At 71.9% G+C, this 18,682-nt stretch carries 14 protein-coding genes and 1 pseudogene; 9 read left to right on the top strand and 6 right to left on the bottom strand.

The window, feature by feature from the left end; all coding sequences use genetic code 11:
- Positions 1-43: 43 nt before the first annotated feature.
- The 4 genes from ilvN to AC1QRC_RS04810 form a co-directional block, all read right to left on the bottom strand.
- Positions 44-445, bottom strand: a complete 402-nt coding sequence (ilvN, locus tag AC1QRC_RS04825) for an acetolactate synthase small subunit (RefSeq protein WP_484205670.1) — start codon at positions 443-445, stop codon at positions 44-46.
- Complete coding sequence (locus AC1QRC_RS04820; RefSeq protein WP_484205669.1) at positions 442-2,187, bottom strand: acetolactate synthase large subunit; 1,746 nt, start codon at positions 2,185-2,187, stop codon at positions 442-444. Before AC1QRC_RS04820 ends, ilvN begins: the two co-directional genes overlap by 4 nt.
- A gap of 220 nt (positions 2,188-2,407) precedes the next feature.
- On the bottom strand, positions 2,408-4,864 hold the full coding sequence (locus tag AC1QRC_RS04815) for an ATP-binding protein (protein ID WP_484205668.1): 2,457 nt from the start codon (positions 4,862-4,864) through the stop codon (positions 2,408-2,410).
- A 119-nt stretch (positions 4,865-4,983) separates the two neighbouring features.
- Positions 4,984-5,256 carry a hypothetical protein gene (locus tag AC1QRC_RS04810; RefSeq protein WP_484205667.1) on the bottom strand — a complete coding sequence of 91 codons (273 nt, stop codon included), beginning with the start codon at positions 5,254-5,256 and terminating at the stop codon, positions 4,984-4,986.
- 203 nt (positions 5,257-5,459) lie between these two features.
- Between AC1QRC_RS04810 and lpdA the strand changes: the two genes are divergently transcribed.
- The 7 genes and pseudogenes from lpdA (at position 5,460) to AC1QRC_RS04775 (ending at position 14,781) form a co-directional block, all read left to right on the top strand.
- A complete protein-coding gene (gene lpdA, locus AC1QRC_RS04805) occupies positions 5,460-6,857 on the top strand; it encodes a dihydrolipoyl dehydrogenase (protein WP_484205666.1) in 1,398 nt (465 codons plus the stop codon).
- A 277-nt stretch (positions 6,858-7,134) separates the two neighbouring features.
- Positions 7,135-9,396: a hypothetical protein gene (locus AC1QRC_RS04800; RefSeq protein WP_484205665.1), complete on the top strand. Its 2,262-nt coding sequence runs from the start codon at positions 7,135-7,137 to the stop codon at positions 9,394-9,396.
- A gap of 81 nt (positions 9,397-9,477) precedes the next feature.
- Positions 9,478-9,960: pseudogene (locus AC1QRC_RS04795) on the top strand (YqeB family protein).
- Between the two features lie 83 nt (positions 9,961-10,043).
- Positions 10,044-11,141, top strand: a complete 1,098-nt coding sequence (locus tag AC1QRC_RS04790; protein WP_484205664.1) for a Glu/Leu/Phe/Val dehydrogenase dimerization domain-containing protein — start codon at positions 10,044-10,046, stop codon at positions 11,139-11,141.
- Positions 11,141-11,494 (top strand): nuclear transport factor 2 family protein, encoded by a 354-nt coding sequence (locus AC1QRC_RS04785; protein WP_484205663.1) that lies wholly within the window; start codon positions 11,141-11,143, stop codon positions 11,492-11,494. The genes AC1QRC_RS04790 and AC1QRC_RS04785 overlap by 1 nt, the downstream gene beginning before the upstream one ends.
- A 10-nt stretch (positions 11,495-11,504) precedes the next feature.
- On the top strand, positions 11,505-12,710 hold the full coding sequence (locus AC1QRC_RS04780) for a YbfB/YjiJ family MFS transporter (protein WP_484205662.1): 1,206 nt from the start codon (positions 11,505-11,507) through the stop codon (positions 12,708-12,710).
- Between the two features lie 121 nt (positions 12,711-12,831).
- The gene (locus tag AC1QRC_RS04775; protein ID WP_484205661.1) at positions 12,832-14,781 is read left to right on the top strand and encodes a beta-propeller domain-containing protein; all 1,950 of its coding nucleotides are present in this window, start codon (positions 12,832-12,834) and stop codon (positions 14,779-14,781) included.
- 21 nt (positions 14,782-14,802) lie between these two features.
- On the opposite strand, the gene AC1QRC_RS04770 is transcribed toward AC1QRC_RS04775, so the two are convergent.
- Both AC1QRC_RS04770 and AC1QRC_RS04765 read right to left on the bottom strand, forming a co-directional pair.
- On the bottom strand, positions 14,803-15,495 hold the full coding sequence (locus AC1QRC_RS04770; RefSeq protein ID WP_484205660.1) for a LuxR C-terminal-related transcriptional regulator: 693 nt from the start codon (positions 15,493-15,495) through the stop codon (positions 14,803-14,805).
- Positions 15,492-16,832 carry an ATP-binding protein gene (locus AC1QRC_RS04765; RefSeq protein WP_484205659.1) on the bottom strand — a complete coding sequence of 447 codons (1,341 nt, stop codon included), beginning with the start codon at positions 16,830-16,832 and terminating at the stop codon, positions 15,492-15,494. The genes AC1QRC_RS04770 and AC1QRC_RS04765 overlap by 4 nt, the downstream gene beginning before the upstream one ends.
- A 106-nt stretch (positions 16,833-16,938) precedes the next feature.
- Between AC1QRC_RS04765 and AC1QRC_RS04760 the strand changes: the two genes are divergently transcribed.
- Both AC1QRC_RS04760 and AC1QRC_RS04755 read left to right on the top strand, forming a co-directional pair.
- Entirely contained in the window at positions 16,939-18,198 is a 1,260-nt protein-coding gene (locus AC1QRC_RS04760; RefSeq protein ID WP_484205658.1) for a PspC domain-containing protein, read from the top strand.
- A 1-nt stretch (position 18,199) separates the two neighbouring features.
- A complete protein-coding gene (locus AC1QRC_RS04755; RefSeq protein WP_484205657.1) occupies positions 18,200-18,664 on the top strand; it encodes a hypothetical protein in 465 nt (154 codons plus the stop codon).
- The last annotated feature ends 18 nt before the right edge of the window (positions 18,665-18,682 follow it).

Genomic DNA, 18,682 nt, shown 5'->3' with positions numbered 1-18,682 from the left:
ACGAAAATGCGGGGTGGGGCGACAAACCCGCTACGAATATTGGTCAGCCCCAGGCCGCGGCCATGGCGCCGACGGGGCGCGGGCCGTTGTCGTTGATCTCCCACAGCTGGTCGCGGATCGCGCCGGCGTCCTCCAGCTCCTCGATGTGGATGACCTCGATCAGCTTGTCCAGCTGGCTGGTGACCTTGTGCAGCTGCTCGGCGCCGACGTTGACGACGATGGTCATCCGGGAGACCTTCGGGTCCTGGGTGGGGCCGACCACCAGGTGGTCGATGTTGAAGCTGCGGCGGGCGAACAGGACGGAGACCCGGGCCAGGACCCCCGGGTTGTTCTCGACCAGGACGGACAGTGCGTGACGGCTCATGGTGGTTGCCTCTCGTGGGGTGGTGCGGGGGTCGGGGTGGGTGCTGCTGTCGGTGGGGCGGGTGGTCAGGGTGGTCATCATTCGTCGTCCTCAAAGCTCGGGGCCATGTCCTTGGCGTACTGGATGGCGTCGTTGCTCATCCCGGAGGCGACCATCGGCCAGACCTGCGCGTCCTGGCTGACCCGGAAGTCCACGACGACCGGCTGGTCGTCGACCTCCATGGCCCGGTGGATGGTGGCGTCGACGTCCTCGGGCCGGTCGCACAGCAGGCCGACGCAGCCCAGCGCCCGGGACAGGCCGACGAAGTCGGGCACCTGCGTGGAGTGCAGCGTGGAGTGGCTGTAGCGCTGGTCGTAGAACAGCGTCTGCCACTGCCGGACCATGCCGAGGGCCGCGTTGTTGATGATGGCCACCTTGATCGGGATGCCCTCCACCGCGCAGGTGGTCAGCTCCTGGTTGGTCATCTGGAAGCAGCCGTCGCCGTCGATCGCCCACACGGTGGCGTCCGGGCGGCCCAGCTTGGCCCCCATCGCGGCGGGCACGGCGTAGCCCATCGTGCCCAGCCCGCCGGAGTTCAACCAGGTGCGCGGCTTCTCGAATCCCAGGAAGTGCGCCGCCCACATCTGGTGCTGCCCGACGCCGGAGGCGTAGACCGCGTCCGGGCCGGCGATGTGACCCAGCCGCTCGATGACGTGCTGGGGGGAGACGGACCCGTCGGCGGGGGTGTCGTAGCCCAGCGGGTAGCGCATCCGGACCCGGGACAGGAAGGCCACCCACTCGGCGTAGTCGGCCCCGCCCTCGCCGGCGATCAACTCCTGCGTCAGGGCGGTGATGGTCTCCTTGCAGTCGCCGACCAGGGCCACATCGGCGTGCCGCACCTTGTTGATCTCGGAGGGGTCGATGTCGGCGTGCACCACCTTGGCGTGCGGGGCGAAGGAGTCCCGCGCCCCGGTGACCCGGTCGTCGAACCGGGCGCCCAGGCTGACGATCAGGTCCGACTTCTGCAGGGCCGCCACGGCGGAGACCGACCCGTGCATCCCGGGCATCCCCATGTGCTTCGGGTGGCTGTCCGGGAAGACCCCGCGGGCCATCAGCGTCGTCACGACGGGCATCCCGGTCAGGTCGGCCAGGGCCCGCAGCTCGGCGTGGGCGTTCGCCTTCAGGGTGCCCCCGCCGACGTAGAGCACCGGCCTGCGCGCCTCGCGCATCAGCGCCGCCGCGTCCCGCACCGCCTCCGGCGCCGGCCGCAGCTCCGGGCGGTAGCCCGTCATCTCCAGCGGAGCGTCGGCACCGCTGGTGAGGGCGGTGAAGGCGTCCTTGGCGACGTCGACCAGGACCGGTCCGGGGCGACCACTGGAGGCCAGGTGGAAGGCCGCCTCGATGGTGCCGGCGATCTGGTCGGGGTCGGTCACCAGGAAGGAGTGCTTGGTGACCGGCATCGCGATGCTGCGGATGTCGGCCTCCTGGAAGGCGTCGGAGCCGATCGCGCCGCTCGGCACGTTGCCGGTGATCGCCACCATCGGGACGGAGTCCATGTTGGCGTCGGCCAGCGGGGTGACCAGGTTGGTGGCGCCGGGGCCGCTGGTGGCCATGCAGACCCCGACGCGGCCCGTCGCCATCGCATAACCCTGGGCCGCATGACCGGCGCCCTGCTCGTGGCGCACCAGGATGTGGCGCAGCCCGGGCGCTTGGTAGAGCGCGTCGTAGAGCGGGAGCACCGCCCCTCCGGGCAGCCCGAAGATGTGCTCTACCCCGACGCGCTGCAGGGTCGAGACCAGGGTCTGGGCCCCGGTCGCCTGGGCGACGGCGGTCTGTGCGGTCATCGGTTCTTCCTCGTCTGCGGTGGGGCGTGGCGACTGTCTGGGCAACAAAAAACCCTCCGGCCCGGCGGGCAAACGGAGGGAGGACGCGTCTCGGTATCTGGCTACCGGCTGACGCGCCCTGAGGTAATAAGTACGAAGCTGAAACGCATAGGCCCAACGATGACGCTCCCGACCGGATCTGTCAACCGTGACCCCGGTCACACGGCGTGGCGGGCGCTGCTCAGCCCTCCCCCGCCAGCCGCCCCAAACCGTCCCGGGCGCGGGCCGTCTCGGTCGCCTCGGAGATCTCGTCGGCCACGGCCAATGCCTCCTCGTATGCCGTCCGCGCGGCTTCGTGGTCCCCGCGCCCGAGGTGGGCATCGCCGATGTGGTTGAGCACCGAGGCGGCCAGTTCGGGCACCTCCAGGTCGCGGCCAGCGGCGAGTGCTGCCCGCCAGTGCTCGTCGGCCTCGGCCCCGCGGCCCAGGGTGTCGAGCACCACCCCGAGGTTGCTCCGCGCGTAGCCGACGGTGACGGGGTCGTCGGCCTCCTCGGACAGGACCAGGGCACGCTCGACGGCACGGAGGGCCTCTTCGGGGCGCCCGTCGTCGACCAGCAGGTGGGCGACGTTGGTCAGCGCGTTGCGCTCCCGCTCGGACCACCCGTGCTCGGCCGCCAGGTCGGCCGACTCCTCCAACAGTTCCCGGGCCTCGCCGGATCGACCGTCCCGGATCAGGGCCACGGCCAGGTTGCTCATCGTCAGCGCCAGCCGTTCGTCGGGCTCGTCCGCCGCGCGGAACTGCTCGACTATCTGGCTGAAGGTCTCGATGGCGGCCGCCTGGTCGCCGGTGGCACTGGCCAGGATCGCCAGCGAGGAGAGCGAGGACAGCTCGCCCTGGCTGTGGCCCGCCGCTCGAAAGAGCCGGACGGCCTGGTCCAGGTGCGGGCGCCCGGCTTCGTACCGCCCCACCCGCAGCAGGGTGTTGCCCAGGTTGCGCTGGGCGAGGGCCTCCCCGCAGGGGTCGTCGAGCGCGACCGCCGCGCCGACCGCCGCCCGGTGCATCTCCAGCGTGGTGTCCACGTCGCCGCGCTGCCACAGGTCGTGGGCGAGCACGGCCGCCAGCCGGATCGCCTGCTCGTGCTCCCCGTGCTGGGAGGCCCACCCGGCGCAGGCCAGGAGGTTGACCCGTTCGGCGTCCAACCAGTCCCGGGCGTCCTCCTCGCCGGGCTGGGCCAACTCCGCCCGGTCCACCCAGGTCCAGTCCTGGATTGCCTGGGGGTGCAGCGCGCCGACCGCGGCCGCCGCCTGCTCGACATACCGCTCGGCGAGTCGCCGGACGGCGAGGTCCCGGGCCGACGGCGGGTCCGCCTCGACCGAGCGGGCTGCGGCGAAGGTCCGCACGAGGTCGTGCAGTTCCCAGCGCCCGTCGACAGCCCTGACCAGATTGGCCTCGACCAGCCGTTCCAGGGTCGCCCCGACGTCGCCGGAGTCAGGCGCCCCACTCCCCGCGCCGTGGTCGATACCGGCCAGCGCGACCACCGCATCGGTCCCGAAAGTCTGCCCCGGGTGCCAGGCGAGGGCACGCAGCACCTGCTGGTCCTCGGGGGCCAGCTCCGCATACGACACACCCAGGGCCACCGCCACCCCCTCGTCCAGGTGCAGCCGGTCCAACCGTTCACGGTAGGCGGCGAGGTGGTCCGTCAGGGGCCAATCCGGCCGGGCCGCCACCCGCCGCCCCATCAGCGAGAGCGCCAACGGCAGTCGTCCCGCCAGGTCACTCAGCCCCCTGACCGCCGCGCGGTCGGGCAGCGGCCGTCCTGCGGCCGTCTCGAGCGCCTCCTCCGCCGCGGCGCGGTCGAGAGGGCCCAGCCGGACCCGGTGCGCGCCCTCGACCTCGGTCAATTGGCGGCGCGTGGTCACCAGGGCCCGACTCGGCGAGTCTGCCGGCGGCACCAGGAGCTCGACCTGCTCCGCCGAGGCTGCGTTGTCCAGCACAAGCACCACAGCACCGCGGGCGAGCACCGCCTGCAGCGCCTCGAACCGTCGCCCCGCAGGCTGCGCCACGCCCGGGTCCAGGGCGCCCAACAGGGCATCGGCGACCGACTCCGGATCCACCGGCTGGCTGTCCGTGGACGTGAAGCCACGCAGGTTCACCAACACCGGGTCCGCCGACCCGAGGCGTTCCCCCAGCACGTGGGCCGCGTGGACGGCCAGGGCGGTCTTCCCCACCCCCGGCATCCCCTCGAGGACCACCGACCCCGTGGCGGCGGCGGTGAGCACCTCGTCGAGCTCGGCCTGACGCCCCACGAATCCCGCCGGTGGTGCCGGGCGGAAGACCGCCTCTGCCTGTACCGGGCCGGCCCCGGGCATCATGACTCTGCGGATCGAGCGGCGCCAGACAGTCTGCGCCTCCCGGTCGGCCCCGAGTGCGGCCACCAGGCTGACCACGAGATCGGCGTCGAGCCGGCGTCGGCCCTCACGGAAGCAGTCGTAGACGGTCACCCTCCCCGGCGTGGCCTCCGACGCGGGGACGCCTCGCGCCTGGCGCAGCCGGGCGACCCGCTTGGCGAGCGTGGTGTAGGACGGGTTCCCGGCCCACCCGCGCAGCTCCCGCAGGGAGGCGACGAGGTCGTCGATGGTGTCCGGGGCCTGCGGGACCGGCGGGCTGTCCTGGACCGCCGGTGCCGACGCCGTCATGCTTCCCCACCATCTGTGTGCTGGATGCTCCAGCCAGCAGCATAGGGGACCGCCCGGCGGACCCCGGGGGGGTAGGCCCGGGCCGGGAACACCCGGGCACTACCCCACCGGGTCCTGGATCACTCGACCATCTCACTCCAGGCCTCCGCGACGGCCGCCCCGAAGTCCCACTCGTTGCCCGTGAAGCTGTCCCCGATGTAGGCAGCCGAGGTGATCTGGTCCCCCGAGGCGGCGGTGTAGGTGTAGGACGTGTGCCCGTTGCTCTGGTAGGTGCAGGCCGTCAGCGTCCAGGTCTGGACCTGGTCCGCTGCCGACGCGGCGGCCCCGCCGCCCAGCAGCAGCGCCGCGGCCAGTCCCATCGAGCCGGCGATCCGGCTGACCTTCTTCATCATGTCTCGACCTCCGTGTCTGGATCTCTGTGACGGGCGGTGCCCGTGCTGCCAGACTCCACGCGGCGGCGGACCGGCCGGAACCATCCCGAACGAACCCGAACACGCCCCTCCGTCGCGACAGGCCGCCGCCACCGGCACCCCCACCGGCACCACCGTCGGGCCCTCACCTGACCGCGCGGGCCGGCGGACGGCATACTGTCGCCATGGCCGATCACTATGACGTCGTTGTCCTCGGAGCCGGTCCCGGCGGGTATGTCGCGGCGATCCGCGCCGCCCAGCTGGGCAAGAAGGTCGCAGTCGTGGAGAAGCAGTACTGGGGAGGGGTCTGCCTGAACGTCGGGTGCATCCCCTCCAAGGCGCTGCTGAAGAACGCCGCGCTGGCGCACACCCTGCAGCACGAGAAGGCCAAGTTCGGCATCGAGGGCGAGGCCACCATGGCCTACGGCCCCACCCACAAGCGCAGCCGGGACGTGTCCGCGGGCATTGTCAAGGGCGTCCACTTCCTGATGAAGAAAAACAAGATCACCGAGGTCGACGGGTGGGGCACCATCACCAGCGCGACGTCGATGACCGTCGAGGGCGACAAGGGCAGCACCGAGCTGACCTTCGACAACCTGATCATCGCGGCCGGAGCCACCACCCGGATGATCCCGGGAGTGGAGGTCAGCGACAACGTCGTCACCTACGAGGAGCAGATCCTCGACCCGGAGCTGCCGGACTCGATCGTGATCGCCGGCTCGGGGGCGATCGGCGTGGAGTTCGCGTACGTGCTGGCCAACTTCGGGGTGAACGTGACCATCGTGGAGTTCCTGGACCGGATGGTGCCCACCGAGGACGCCGAGGTGTCCAAGGAGCTGCTGCGCCACTACAAGAAGCTCGGTGTCACGGTGAAGCTGTCGACCAAGGTGGAGTCGGTCGAGGACACCGGCAGTGGCGTCAAGGTCACCGTCAGCCCCGCCAAGGGTGGGGACTCCGAGGTGTTGGAGGCCGACCGGCTCCTGTCCGCGATCGGGTTCGCCCCCCGCGTCGAGGGTTACGGCCTGGACGCGATCGGGGTCGAGCTCACCGATCGTGGCGCCATCCAGGTCGACGGCCGCGGCCGGACGAATGTCGACGGCGTCTACGCCATCGGCGATGTCACGGGCAAGCTGATGCTGGCGCACACCGCGGAGGCCATGGGCATCGTCGCCGCCGAGACCATCGCGGACGCCGACACCCAGGAGATCGACTTCGACTTCATCCCGCGCGCCACCTACTGCCACCCGCAGGTGGCCTCGATGGGGTACAGCGAGGAGCAGGCCAAGGAGAAGGGCTTCCAGGTCAAGACTGCGAAGTTCCCGTTCACGGCGAACGGCAAGGCGATGGGTCTGGGCGAGGCGGTCGGCTTCGTCAAGATCGTCGCCGACGCCGAGCACAACGAGATCCTCGGCGCGCACCTGATCGGGCCGGACGTCACCGAGCTGCTGCCGGTGCTCAACGCTGCGCAGACGTGGGACCTGACCGCTGACGAGCTGTCCCGGGTGGTCTTCGCGCACCCGACCCTGGGCGAGGCGGTCAAGGAGGCCCTGCACGGCATCGCGGGGCACATGATCAACCTCTGACTTACGACCCACCCACCGGCCTGATCGGCCCGGTGGCGAGGAGGGCGACCCTGCGGTGCGGGGTCGCCCTCCTCTGCTGTGTGGCGGGTCGCCCTCCTGGAACCAATGTTGTGGACACTCTTCCGTATGTCGTACAGGCGTGCTATGTTGGGGGTAGTTCAGGAGAGGGGGGATGAGGATGAAGTCCTCACCGGAAGGCACTCGTTCCAGGGGCACTCGTGCAGCGGACCCGGGCGCAGGGGGCACCAGCACGGAGAGCTCGGGGACGGGGCTGGGGGTGGCGTTGGAGGCGGTGATCGCGGCCGGTGGGATCGATCCGAGGATCGTGGACGCGTTGCACGTGTTGGTCGCCGGAGCGGCCGCGCACCTGGACGATGAGGCCAGTGCGGCGGTGCAGGCCGTGTTGCCGGTGCGCGGCGGGACCGGACGGGCCGGGACCGTGCCCCCGGAAGCGGCGTGGCCGGACCGGGCCGTGGTCGACACCCTGTCCGCCGCACAGGCCGTGCAGGGCTGGTCCGAGCACCTGTCCCTGCTCGCGACCCGGACCCTGGCCGCGCGGGCCGGGGCCGAACTGTTGGCCCGAGCCGAGGTGGCCACCCTGGAAGAGTTCACCTCCCCCACCAGGCGGGACCGGTGGGCCCGACAGTCCCGGTCCGTGGCCGCGGCCGAGGTCGCCGCCGCGACCGGGTGCACCCGCCGTCAGGCCCACGACAGGGTCGCGTTGGCCACCGCACCCGAGGCCGCGACCGGCGTGGCGATGACCCAACTCGCCACAGGTCAGGTGACCTGGGCCCACCTGGCCACCTGGCAACGCCGCACCCACGACCTGCCCCCACACACCGCCGGCGCCATCGCCGCCACCTGCATGGACCCGGCCACCGCGATGGGCAACGCCGCCGACCACACCGACCCCGACACCGGACACACCACCACCACGACCCTGTCCTGGAAACAGTTCCAGGACGTCCTGGACCGCGAGGTCGTCCGCGCCCACGGCGGACCCGACCCCGCCGCCCGCGCCCGCCGCACCAGCGACCTACAACGCCGCGACGTCACCACCACCCTGTTCGAGCACGGCACCGCCCACCTCACCCTCACCGGCGACGGACCCGCCCTGGCCGCCGCCGCAGCCCGCCTCGACACCACCGCCCGCCGCCTACGCAAAGCCGGCGACCAACGCACCCTGGCCCAACTACGCGCCGACACCGCCCTCGCCCTGCTCGGCTTCGGCCAACTCCCCCACCTACCCGACCCACCCGGGGACACCACGCCCGGGGACACCACACCCGGGGACAGCACGCCCGGGGGTAGTAGGTCCGGGGGTAGGGGGTCCGGGGAAGATCAGGGCCTGCCGATCGGTGCTGCCGACCCGCCCGTGGGCCACACCGGGACCGCCGACCCGGTCACCGGGCGACTCCTCGGCCCGGACGGCACCGGCAAAGACACCACCGACCCCGAGCGCCTGGCCCGGATGACCCGCGTCCTGGCCGGGGTCCCCGAAGCCCACATCGAGCTCGTCATCGGCCTGGACGTCCTCACCGGCGGCCCCGACACCATCGGCCACGTCCGCGGCTACGGCTACATCACCGGCGAACACGCCCGCGACCTCATCACCGAACACAGCACCATCCACCGCCTGATCACCGACCCCCTCGACGGCCGGTGCATCGAACGCTCCACCACCGCCTACCGACCCGACACCCCCATGCTCGCCCAACTCCGCGCCACCGACGCCACCTGCCGCGAACCCGGCTGCACCACCCCCTGGTGGCGCTGCCAACCCGACCACGAACACCCCTACGACGAAGGCGGACCCACCGCCGAAACCAACCTGGACTACAAAGACGGCACCGCGCACTGGCTCAAAACACAACGCCTCTGGCACACCGCACTAGACGCCCTCACCCGCAAAATCACCTGGACCACCCTCTTCGGCCGCTGCTACACCACCCACCCCCACGACTACCGACCCCACCTACCCCCACACCACCACCCCCGACACGACCAGCCGTATCAAGCCCGAGACCACCAGGAACGTCACGACCGGGCACGGCACGACCAGGCAGACCGGGCACGGCACGACCAGGCAGACCGGACACGCCACGTCATGCTCCGCGCCGCAGGATTCACCCGGATGACCTACGACTACCACCTCGCCCGCATCACCGGCCAAGCCCTGACCACCCTGACCCGCGACCACAACGGCCACCCCACCATCACCCTGCCCCCGGACGCTCCCGAACAGTCAGCGACCGACCAGGCTCGCGGCTCCGGACCCGACCGCCGCCCGACGACGATCGACCTCGCCCAACTCCTCTACGCCGCCCTCACCGAACACGAACCCGCCGCCTACGACGCCGAACACACCCAAGCCCCCTGGGCCCTCCCCGCCGAAACCGCCCACAAACACGGCCCCCACACCCGACGCGGCACCCCACCCGACCACCCCACCTACACCGACCTCCTCACCACCCGACCCACCCCCACACCACCCACCCCGCCCCCCACTGACCCCAACGACGAACCCCCACCCTTCTGACCGCCTGCGCCTCCAGAAGGCGCTCAGCCGCACACGCGAAATTCGCTCCACAGCAGTTCCTCCGCGTGGTGCAATGACCAGATGGCGACCACACCCACCCGCCTCGGCTTCGACGGACCGGCCCGTGCCCTGGTGGCCGGAGGATTTGCCGCCGTCGGCCTGCTGCTCGGCGTCGTCGTCAGACCCGTGGCCGGCTGGGCCGCAGACCTGCCGTGGGTCCCTTTCCAGCGGCCGCTGGAGCTCATCGCCTCGGCGGATCAACCCTGAGCGGCCTGGGCTGCGCCGCTCACCGGAGCGGCCCTCGGCCTAGTGTTCGGGCTCTACGTCATTCACGACTCCCCGGTCCTGCATCTTGAGCCGGAGCAGATCCGGGTGGAGCGGAGGGGGCAGCAGCGCACTATCCGCCGGGAGCAGGTAGCCACAGTCTTCCGCGACGGCAGCTCCATCGTGATGGAGACCGAGCAGGGTAGAACCCTGTTCAAGGGTGACGTCGAGGGAGGCAAGGACGTGGTCCGCCGCGCGTTCCTTGAGCACGGCTACCCGTGGGACGCCGAGCCGGACTGACCCGACCCGGGAGGGGCACCGCTCACCGTGCCACCCGGCCGGTCGACGCTTCGGTCGTGTGATGGGATGCCCGTATGGGCAGCATGAGCAGGGGCAGCACGACGTCGAGCAATACGACATCAAGCAGCACGACGCACGAAGACACCGCACCAGACTTCTTCGCGTCCGAGCAGGTCATCACCTGCCGCGACGACACGGTGGGTCTGCGCGCCGTCATCGCGATCGACAACACCACGCTCGGCCCCGGGTTCGGGGGCACCCGGTGGCGGCCCTACCCCTCCCCGGGAGCGGCCGTCGTCGAGGCGCAGCGGCTGGCCGCCGCGATGACCCTTAAGCACGCCCTCGCGGACCTGCCCTACGGCGGCGCCAAGTCGGTCATCCTGGCTGACTCGGCCCAGCCACTCGTGGGTGACGAGCGGGACGCGCTCCTCGCCCGGTTCGGTGACTTCGTCGCCCGGACGGCGGGCAGCTACATCCCCGGCGTGGACATGGGCACGACCCCGGAGGACATGCGCACCATCGAGACCCGCGGAGCCCGGGCGTTCTGCGACGAGGTCGACCCGGGTCCCTACACGGCCCGCGGTGTCTATGCGGCGATGCGGGCCGGGGTGCGCCACACGCTGGGTCGTGACATGGCGGGTGTCCGGGTGGCCGTGCAGGGCGCAGGGCACGTCGGCGCCAGCCTCGCCCGGCAGGCCGCCGCCGACGGCGCGGTCATCTCGGTCGCGGACATCGACGGGTCACGCGCCGAGGCCTTGGCCCAGGAACTCGGCTCCGGCGCCACTGTCATCGACCCGGCCGACGCGCCCTTCAGCGACTGCGACGTCTTTGCCCCATGCGCGATCGCCCGGGTGCTCACGACCGGCAACGCCGGACTGGTGCGCGCCCGGGTCGTCGCCGGCGCGGCCAACGACACGCTCGACTCCCCCGACGCAGGCTCGGCGCTCCGCAGCGCGGGCATCACGGTGGTCCCCGACTTCGTCGCCAACGCCGGCGGCGTGATCCAGGTCCACGCCGGGGTCGCCGGCTGGTCGCCCGACGAACTGGCGCTGGCCCTGGAGCGGATCGGGGACCGGGTCACCGACATCCTCGGGGAGGCCGACGAGCGTGACGTCACCCCGGAGCAGGCGGCACGGGACCGCGCAGCCCGCCACCTCGCGGCAGCACGGAAGGAGTCCTGATGGACCTCGCAGCACGCACCCGCCACTACTACGCGACTGTCGACGCCGGCGACGTCGACGGGGTCCTGGCCTGGTTCGCCGACGACGCCGTCTACCACCGGCCGGGGTACGAGCCGATGCGGGGGCGGGAGTCCCTCGCCGCGTTCTACGGCGGCGCACGGGTCATCGAGTCCGGTGCACACACCCTGGATCAGGTCCTCGTCGACGGCTCCAGCGTCGCGGTCCGCGGGACCTTCTCCGGGCGACTCAAGGACGGGTCGCAGACCTCGGTCGGGTTCGCCGACTTCATCGAGTACGACGACGAGGGCAGGGCGCGCGAGCGCCGCACCTACTTCTCGACCCCCGCCGTCTGAGCCGCCCCGGATGGCGACCGCGGCGGACCAGGAGGGGCACGGCCGGGTGCTGGTCGCCCTCGGGCTGTCCGCCGGTCCGCTGATCGCCCTGGGCCTGGCCCGCTTCGCCTACGCGATGCTCCTGCCCGCCATGCGCGAGGACCTCGGGTGGGGCTACACCGCCGCCGGCGCCATGAACACCGCGAACGCCGCCGGCTACCTGCTCGGCGCGGTCCTCGCCGCGCCATTGGCCCGCAGGCTCGGCTCGCGCCGCGTCTTCCTCTGGGGCGTCGGGGCGACGACTGTCACCGTGGCGCTCACCGCCGCCAGCGACGCGTATGCCGTGCTGCTGGCGATGCGCCTGGCCGCCGGCGTCGGCGGTGGGCTGGCCTTCGTCATCGGGGGCGGGCTCGTCGCAGAGGCAAGTCATCGGGCCTCCCGCGGACGCGCCGCACTGATGCTCGGTGTCTACTACGGCGGCGTCGGACTCGGCATCGTCCTGGCAGCCCTGCTCGTGCCCTGGACGCTGGAGGCCACCGGCGGGACCGGCTGGCGCCAAGGGTGGCTGGTGCTGGCGTCGCTCTCGCTGGCCGCCACCCTCGTGGCGGTGCTGAGCGCCCGCCGCGTCACAGACCCGGCACCGGCGGATGAGCAGGCCGCCCACTGGGACCGTCGCTCCATCGGCTGGCTCGTCGCCGCCTACACCGCCTTCGGCATGGGCTACATCTGCTACCTCACCTTCATGACCGCGTTCCTGGACGAGGCCGGGATGAGCGGTCCCTGGATCGCCGGCTTCTGGGTCCTGCTCGGGCTGGCCGCCTGGTTGTCCCCTGCCTGGGGGCCGGTCCACGGCCGGATCGGCGGGGGCCGCGGGCTCGCCCTGGTGATGTCGGTCCTGGCGGCCGGGACGGTGCTGCCCGTCGTCGTCCCCGGCGCCGCAGCCGCCTACCTGTCGGCAGTCCTGGTCGGGGGCACGTTCCTGGCCTGCGTCACCGCGATGAGTGTCGGCGTGCGCGAAGCGCTGCCCCAACCCCACTGGACCGCGGGCCTGGGGTTCGCCACCGTGGTCTTCGGGCTGGCGCAGGCCGCCGGGCCCTCCCTCACCGGCTGGGTCTCGGACCGCACCGACGACCTCGGCACCGGGCTGCTGCTCTCCGGGGCCGTGCTCGCGCTCGGGGCGGTGCTGGCGCTGGTGCACCACCACCGTTCACCGGTCGCCGAGCCACACGGACCCTGAGGAAGGCACCGGCAGGGCCGCCCACCGACACCGCGTAAAAGAGCCACAGCACCGAGGGAACCGGGCCCGTGTGGGACACGTCACACCTGAGTCAGCACCGGCACTCACCGTGGAGCACGCCATGCGCCTTCGCCCAGCCCTCGCCACACTCGCCGCTGTCCCCCTCCTGGTGACGGCCTGCAGCGCCACCCCGCAGTTGACCACGACGGTGCTCGCCTCCCGGCTCGCGCCGTTCGACGACTGCGCGGACCTGCTCGACTACTTCCAGGACAACGCCGCCGACCTCGTCGGCCCCTACGGACTCACGGGCGGCGGGTGGTACGCCGGAGGCATCGAGGACAGCGACGAAGCCTCCCTGGCCGAGGGTGGAGCCACGGCCTCATCGGACGCCGACGCCGGCGGCTCGGGCCTCGACTACTCCGGAACGAACAACCAGGAGGTCGGGGTCGACGAAGCGGACTCGGTGAAGACCGACGGCACGGTCATCGTGACCACGATGGACGGCACGGTGCGGGTGCTCGACGTCACCGACGGGGAGCAGCTCGCCACGGTCTCGGTCCCCGGTCGGGACAGCCACCCCACCGAGCTCCTGCTGGAGGGTGACCAACTCCTGGTGCTCTCCTCCGAGTGGCCCTCCTACCACGGCTATGCAGGCAGCGACAGCGACAGCAGCGCCACGATGCCGGCGTTCCAGGCCTCGCGGACCCTGGTCACCCGGGTTGACCTGTCGGACCCGGCCGACCCGCAGGTGCTCGGCACGATACGACTGGAGGGCAGCTACCGCTCCGCCCGCATGATCGGGGACTCGGTGCGCCTCGTGATGGTGACCGAACCGCAGGGGCTGGCCTTCACCTACCCCCGGACCGGGTCGATGACCGAGGAGGCCCAGGCCGAGGCCACCAACCGACAGATCTTGGCGGACAGCACGATCGAGGACTGGGTGCCGCACCTGCAGGTGCTCGACGCGACCGGTCAGGTGCAGGGGACGCAGGCGTTGCTGGACTGCGCGGACATCTCCCGGCCGCAGGAGTTCGGCGGGCTGTCCACCCTGTCGGTGCTCACGTTCGACCTGTCCGGGGAGGCGACCGAGCCCGCAGACTCGACCGGGCTGGTGGCCTCGGGGCTCACGGTCTACTCCTCCACCGACCGGCTCATCGTGGCCACCAGCCCGTGGGACCTGTGGTCCCTGGGCTGGGACGCGCAACGGGTCGACACCGAGGACGTGGGAACGGACCTGCACACCTTCGACGTCACCGACCCGCTGCGCACCGAGTACCTGGCGTCCGGGACGGTCGACGGGCGCCTGCTCAACCAGTTCAGCCTCGACGAGCAGGACGGTGTCATCCGGGTCGCCACCACCACCGGTGAGATGTGGGGCGGCGGCGCGGACTCCGAGTCGGCCCTGATCGTGCTCCGCGAGGACGACGGCACGCTGGTGGAGACCGGTCGGGTCGGTGGCCTGGGCCAGACCGAGGAGATCTACTCCGTGCGCTACCTGTCCCCCGGGCTCGCCGCCGTCGTCACGTTCCGGCAGACCGACCCGCTCTACCTCATCGACACCACCGACCCCGCGGCACCCCACCTCGCGGGCGAGCTCAAGATCCCCGGCTACTCGGCATACCTGCACCCGCTCGACGACGGTCTGCTGCTGGGGATCGGCCAGGACGCCAACGAGGAGAACGGGTGGACCGAGGGCCTCCAGGCCTCCCTGTTCGACATCTCGGACCCGACCGACCCCCAACGGATCAGCCAGCTGACCTGGAAGGACACCTACTCCCCGATCGAGTGGGACCACCGCGCGTTCCTCCACTGGGGGCAGACCGGCCAGATCTTCCTGCCGGCCAACTCCTGGGCCGAGGACGAGAAGGAGAACTTCGGCGGCGTGCTCACCGTCACGGTCGAGGACGACACCCTTGAGGAGGGGCCCCGGGCGGCCACGGCCACCGAACCATGGGGCGAAGGACCCTCCCGGGTGCTCGTGGTCGGCGACGACCTCTTCACGCTGGACTACGAGGGCCTGTCCCGGTTCGACCTCGCCACCCTCGAGGGGGGACGCCTCACGACGTGGTGAGCGCCGATGCCCGGCGCCACCTCACAGCAGGCGGCGCCCCATCGCCCAGGCGGTCAACTCGTGCCGGGAGGACAGCTGCAACTTGCGCAGCACGGAGGACACGTGCGTCTCGACGGTCTTCACCGAGATGAACAGCTCCTTGGCGACCTCCTTGTACTGGTAGCCCCGCGCGATCAGCCGCATCACTTCCCGCTCCCGGGCGCTGAGCCGGTCCAGCTCCTCGTCGACCTCGGCGATCTCTCCGGCGGCCACACCGAAGGCGTCGAGGACGAACCCGGCCAGCCGGGGGCTGAACACGGCGTCCCCGTCGGCCACCCGGACGATCGCCCCCGCGAGCTCCGTGCCGCTGATCGTCTTCGTCACGTAGCCCCGGGCCCCCGCCCGGATCACCGCGATCACGTCCTCGGCCGCGTCCGACACCGACAGCGCCAGGAACCGCACCGGCCCGCCCGCGGCGGTCTCCACCCCCGCGCACCCGGTGATCACGTCGCTGCCGCCCTTCCCGTTGCCACCCGGCAGGTGCACGTCGAGCAGCACCACGTCGGGTCGCTGCTCGCGGATCACCGCCACGGCGGCGTCCACCGTGCCGGCCTCCCCCGCGACCTCCAGCGGCCGGCCGCCGCCCTGCCTGGCCGCCTCTGCCAGCTCGGCCTTCACCCCGGACCGGAACATGTGGTGGTCGTCGACCAGGACGAGTCGGATCGGTGCGGTCACGAGGGTGCTCCTTCGTCGGTGGTGGCCGTGTCCGGTGTGGCGGTGTCCGGTGTGGTCGTATGCCGTGTGCTCGCCGACTGCGACGTGGCATCCGGCTGCGGGGTGCTCGCCGGCAGCGTTAACGCGACCTCGGTGCCGTGCTCCAGTCTGCGGATGCGGGCCGTGCCGCCGTGACGCACCATCCGGCCCAGGATCGACTCCCGGACTCCCAACCGGTCGACGGGGACCGCGTCGAGGTCGAATCCCGGGCCGTGGTCGCGCACGAAGGCCTCGACCCCGTCCGCTCCTACCTCGGCATAGGTCGACACCGGTGGGGCGCCATGCCGCACCGCGTTCGTCATCGCCTCCCGCAGAGCGCTGACCAGGGCGTTCCCGGCGTCGTCGAGGTGACGATCCCCCGTCACGACGGTCTCGATCGCGATCCCGTGCAGGTCCTCGACCTCGTGCCCGACCGCGGCGATCGCCGAGGCGAGGGTGGAGGCGGCCCCCGGCGGTCCGGCATACAGCCAGTTGCGCAGTTCCCGTTCCTGGGCCCGTGCCAGGCGGCTGACCTGCACCGGGTCGTCCGAGCGACGCTGGATCAGGGCCAGCGTCTGGAGCACGGAGTCGTGCAGGTGCGCCGCGATGTCGGCGCGTTCGGTCGCGCGGATCCGCTCGGCCTGCTCGGCCCGGAGGTCGCGCCACAGGCGCATCACGTAGGGCGCGGCAATCAGGGAGACGCCCACCAGCACGACGAACACCGAGACCGCCATGTCCCACAGCTGGTCCAGCCCCTGGTCGCGGCTGACCACCATGATCAGCCCGACCACCGCGATCGCCACGCCGATGGCCAGCCGGGTCACCGCCTGGTTGCGCTGCGGACCGTCCCCGGGCACCCACCGCCGGCGGGTGGTCTCGTCCAGCTGGGACCAGGCAAACACCGCCCCAAGTGCCACCACGAGGATCGGGATCGTGATGTCCAGGCGCAGGTCCACCCCCAGGAACTGCAGGCCCAGGATGGCTCCGGTGACGATGAGCCCGACTCCGAGAAACAACACCCCCAGCGCCGAGTCCGACACGGTGAGCCGCTGGCCGGTGAGCCGCTGCACCGCCCCCTCCCCGGTCGCCGGGCCGTCGGACCGCTCCTCCTCCACGGTCGCCCACAGCACCCCGTAGATCAGGAACCCGGCCCCACCGACGAACGCGAGCAGGACGAAGCCGACCCGCAGGGCGTTCGGGTGCAGGCCCAGGTGCCGGGCCAGACCCGCGCAGACACCCGCGAGTTCGCGTCCCGACGCCGGGCGGCGCAACGGGGGTCGGGTCCGGTCGGTCTCCTGCACCCCTCCATCCTGACCCACGGGAGGCTCCCCGCCCACCGAAACGCCCCGATCTCAGGGCGCCCCCAGGGTCGGCTCAGGGTCGCCCCCCATAGCGGGCAGGGCCCCGGTCGGGGACCGTGGAGGCATGACGAACGCACCAGGCGGCCAGGGCCAACACCCCGGCACCGACTCCTTCTTCGACTCCCTGCGGCGGATTGACCTGCGCCGGGGCTCCGGCAGGTGGGTGGGCGGGGTCTGCTCCGGGATCGCCGAGCGGATCGGGCTCGACCCGCTGGTAATCAGGGTCGGCTTCATCGTGGCGACCGCATTCTTCGGCTTCGGCCTCGCCCTGTACCTGTGGGCCTGGCTGCTGATCCCGGACCGGGACGAGCGCACCCACCTGGAGCAGGGCCTGCGCGATGGTCGCGGGGAGTCGATCCTGCTCCTGGTGGCGGCCGTCCTCGTCACCATCGGTGTCTTCCCGTGGTGGGGCGGCCCGGGCGGCTTCTGGAACGCCGGCTGGTGGGTGGCCTCACTCGCCATCACGGTCGGGGTGGTCGTGGGCGTCGTCTACCTCCTGCGGTCCTCGTTTGAGGGCCGGCCCACAGGACAGCAGGGCACGACACAGCAGGTCTCACCCCAGCCCAGCACGTCTCCGCAGGGCACGGCACAGCAAGTCTCACCCCAGCCCAGCGCGTCTCCGCAGGGCACGCCGCAGCACGCCACGCCCCGGCCCCCGAAGCCGCCTCGCCCCGTGCGCGAGCGCAGGAAGACCGGCGGCCCCCTGGTCGCCCTGATCGCGACCGGGCTGGCGATGCTCGCCTTCGGTGGGCTGCTCTGGTCCGGCACCGAGTTCGACCTGCCCGGCAACGACCTGGTCGTGGCGCTCGCCGCCGCTCTGGCCGTCCTCGGGCTGGTCGTCCTGTTCCTGGGCGCCGCGGGTCGGCACAGCGGCTGGCCCGGCTTCCTCGCCACGGTGCTGCTCATCACGACCGTGGTCGTGGCGCCGCTGCCCGACGACTACGGCGTCTCGACCCGGGTCGGGCAGGACACCTGGCGCCCGACGAACCTGGAGGAGGGCTCCACGTTCGCGCTGGGCGCCGGGGAGGGGATCCTGGACTTGCGCCGCCTGGACCCCGCGGACCTTGACGGGCAGACCATCAGCGCGGACGTCAACATCGGGCACCTGCGGATCCTGGTGCCGGATGACCTGACCATCCGCGTGGAAGCGGGCAGCGGGATCGGCACCGTCAACCTGAACAACTTCGACCCGAGCGCCGACGACGGGGCCGCCATCTTCGGTGGTCTCAATGTGACGGAGGACCTGGTCCTCGGCGACGGTCCGGTGGACCTCGTGATCGACGCCCAGGTGGGTATCGGCCAGGTCTCTGTGGAGAGGAACTGACATGACCGACGACAACCAGCTCCGGCCGCACTCAGGCGCCCCCGACTTCCCCGTGGAGCGCACCGAGTTGCCCGAGTGGCGCCAGGTGCCCCCGGAGGAGGACACCACCCGCGCGCTCGCGGCCGACACGACGACACGGATGGACCACCCCGAGCACAGCGCCCCGGGCAGCGGCACCGGTACCTCCGCCGGAGGGCCGCCGGTGGAGCAGCACCCCACCTCGCCGGACTCGGGCACTCCGGGCGCCGCCGCGGCGGAGCGGCTGCCCGCCCCCGGTGGGCCAGCGTGGGGCACCGTGGCCTTCGGGGTGGTGTGCCTGGCCGTGGCCGGGGGTGCCCTGACCCTCCAACTCTTCGACGTGACGGTCGACTGGCGGTATGCCGTGCCCGTCGCCTTCGCGGGGTTGGGCGCTCTGCTCGTCCTCGTCGGGCTGGTCGGGCTCACCAGTCGGCGCCAGCGGGACTGACGGGGTCGGACCCGGCAG

The sequence above is a fragment of the Ornithinicoccus sp. genome (genome assembly GCF_057176825.1).
Note: the sequence above shows the minus strand (reverse complement) of the source record. Positions and strands in the feature narration are given on the sequence as shown.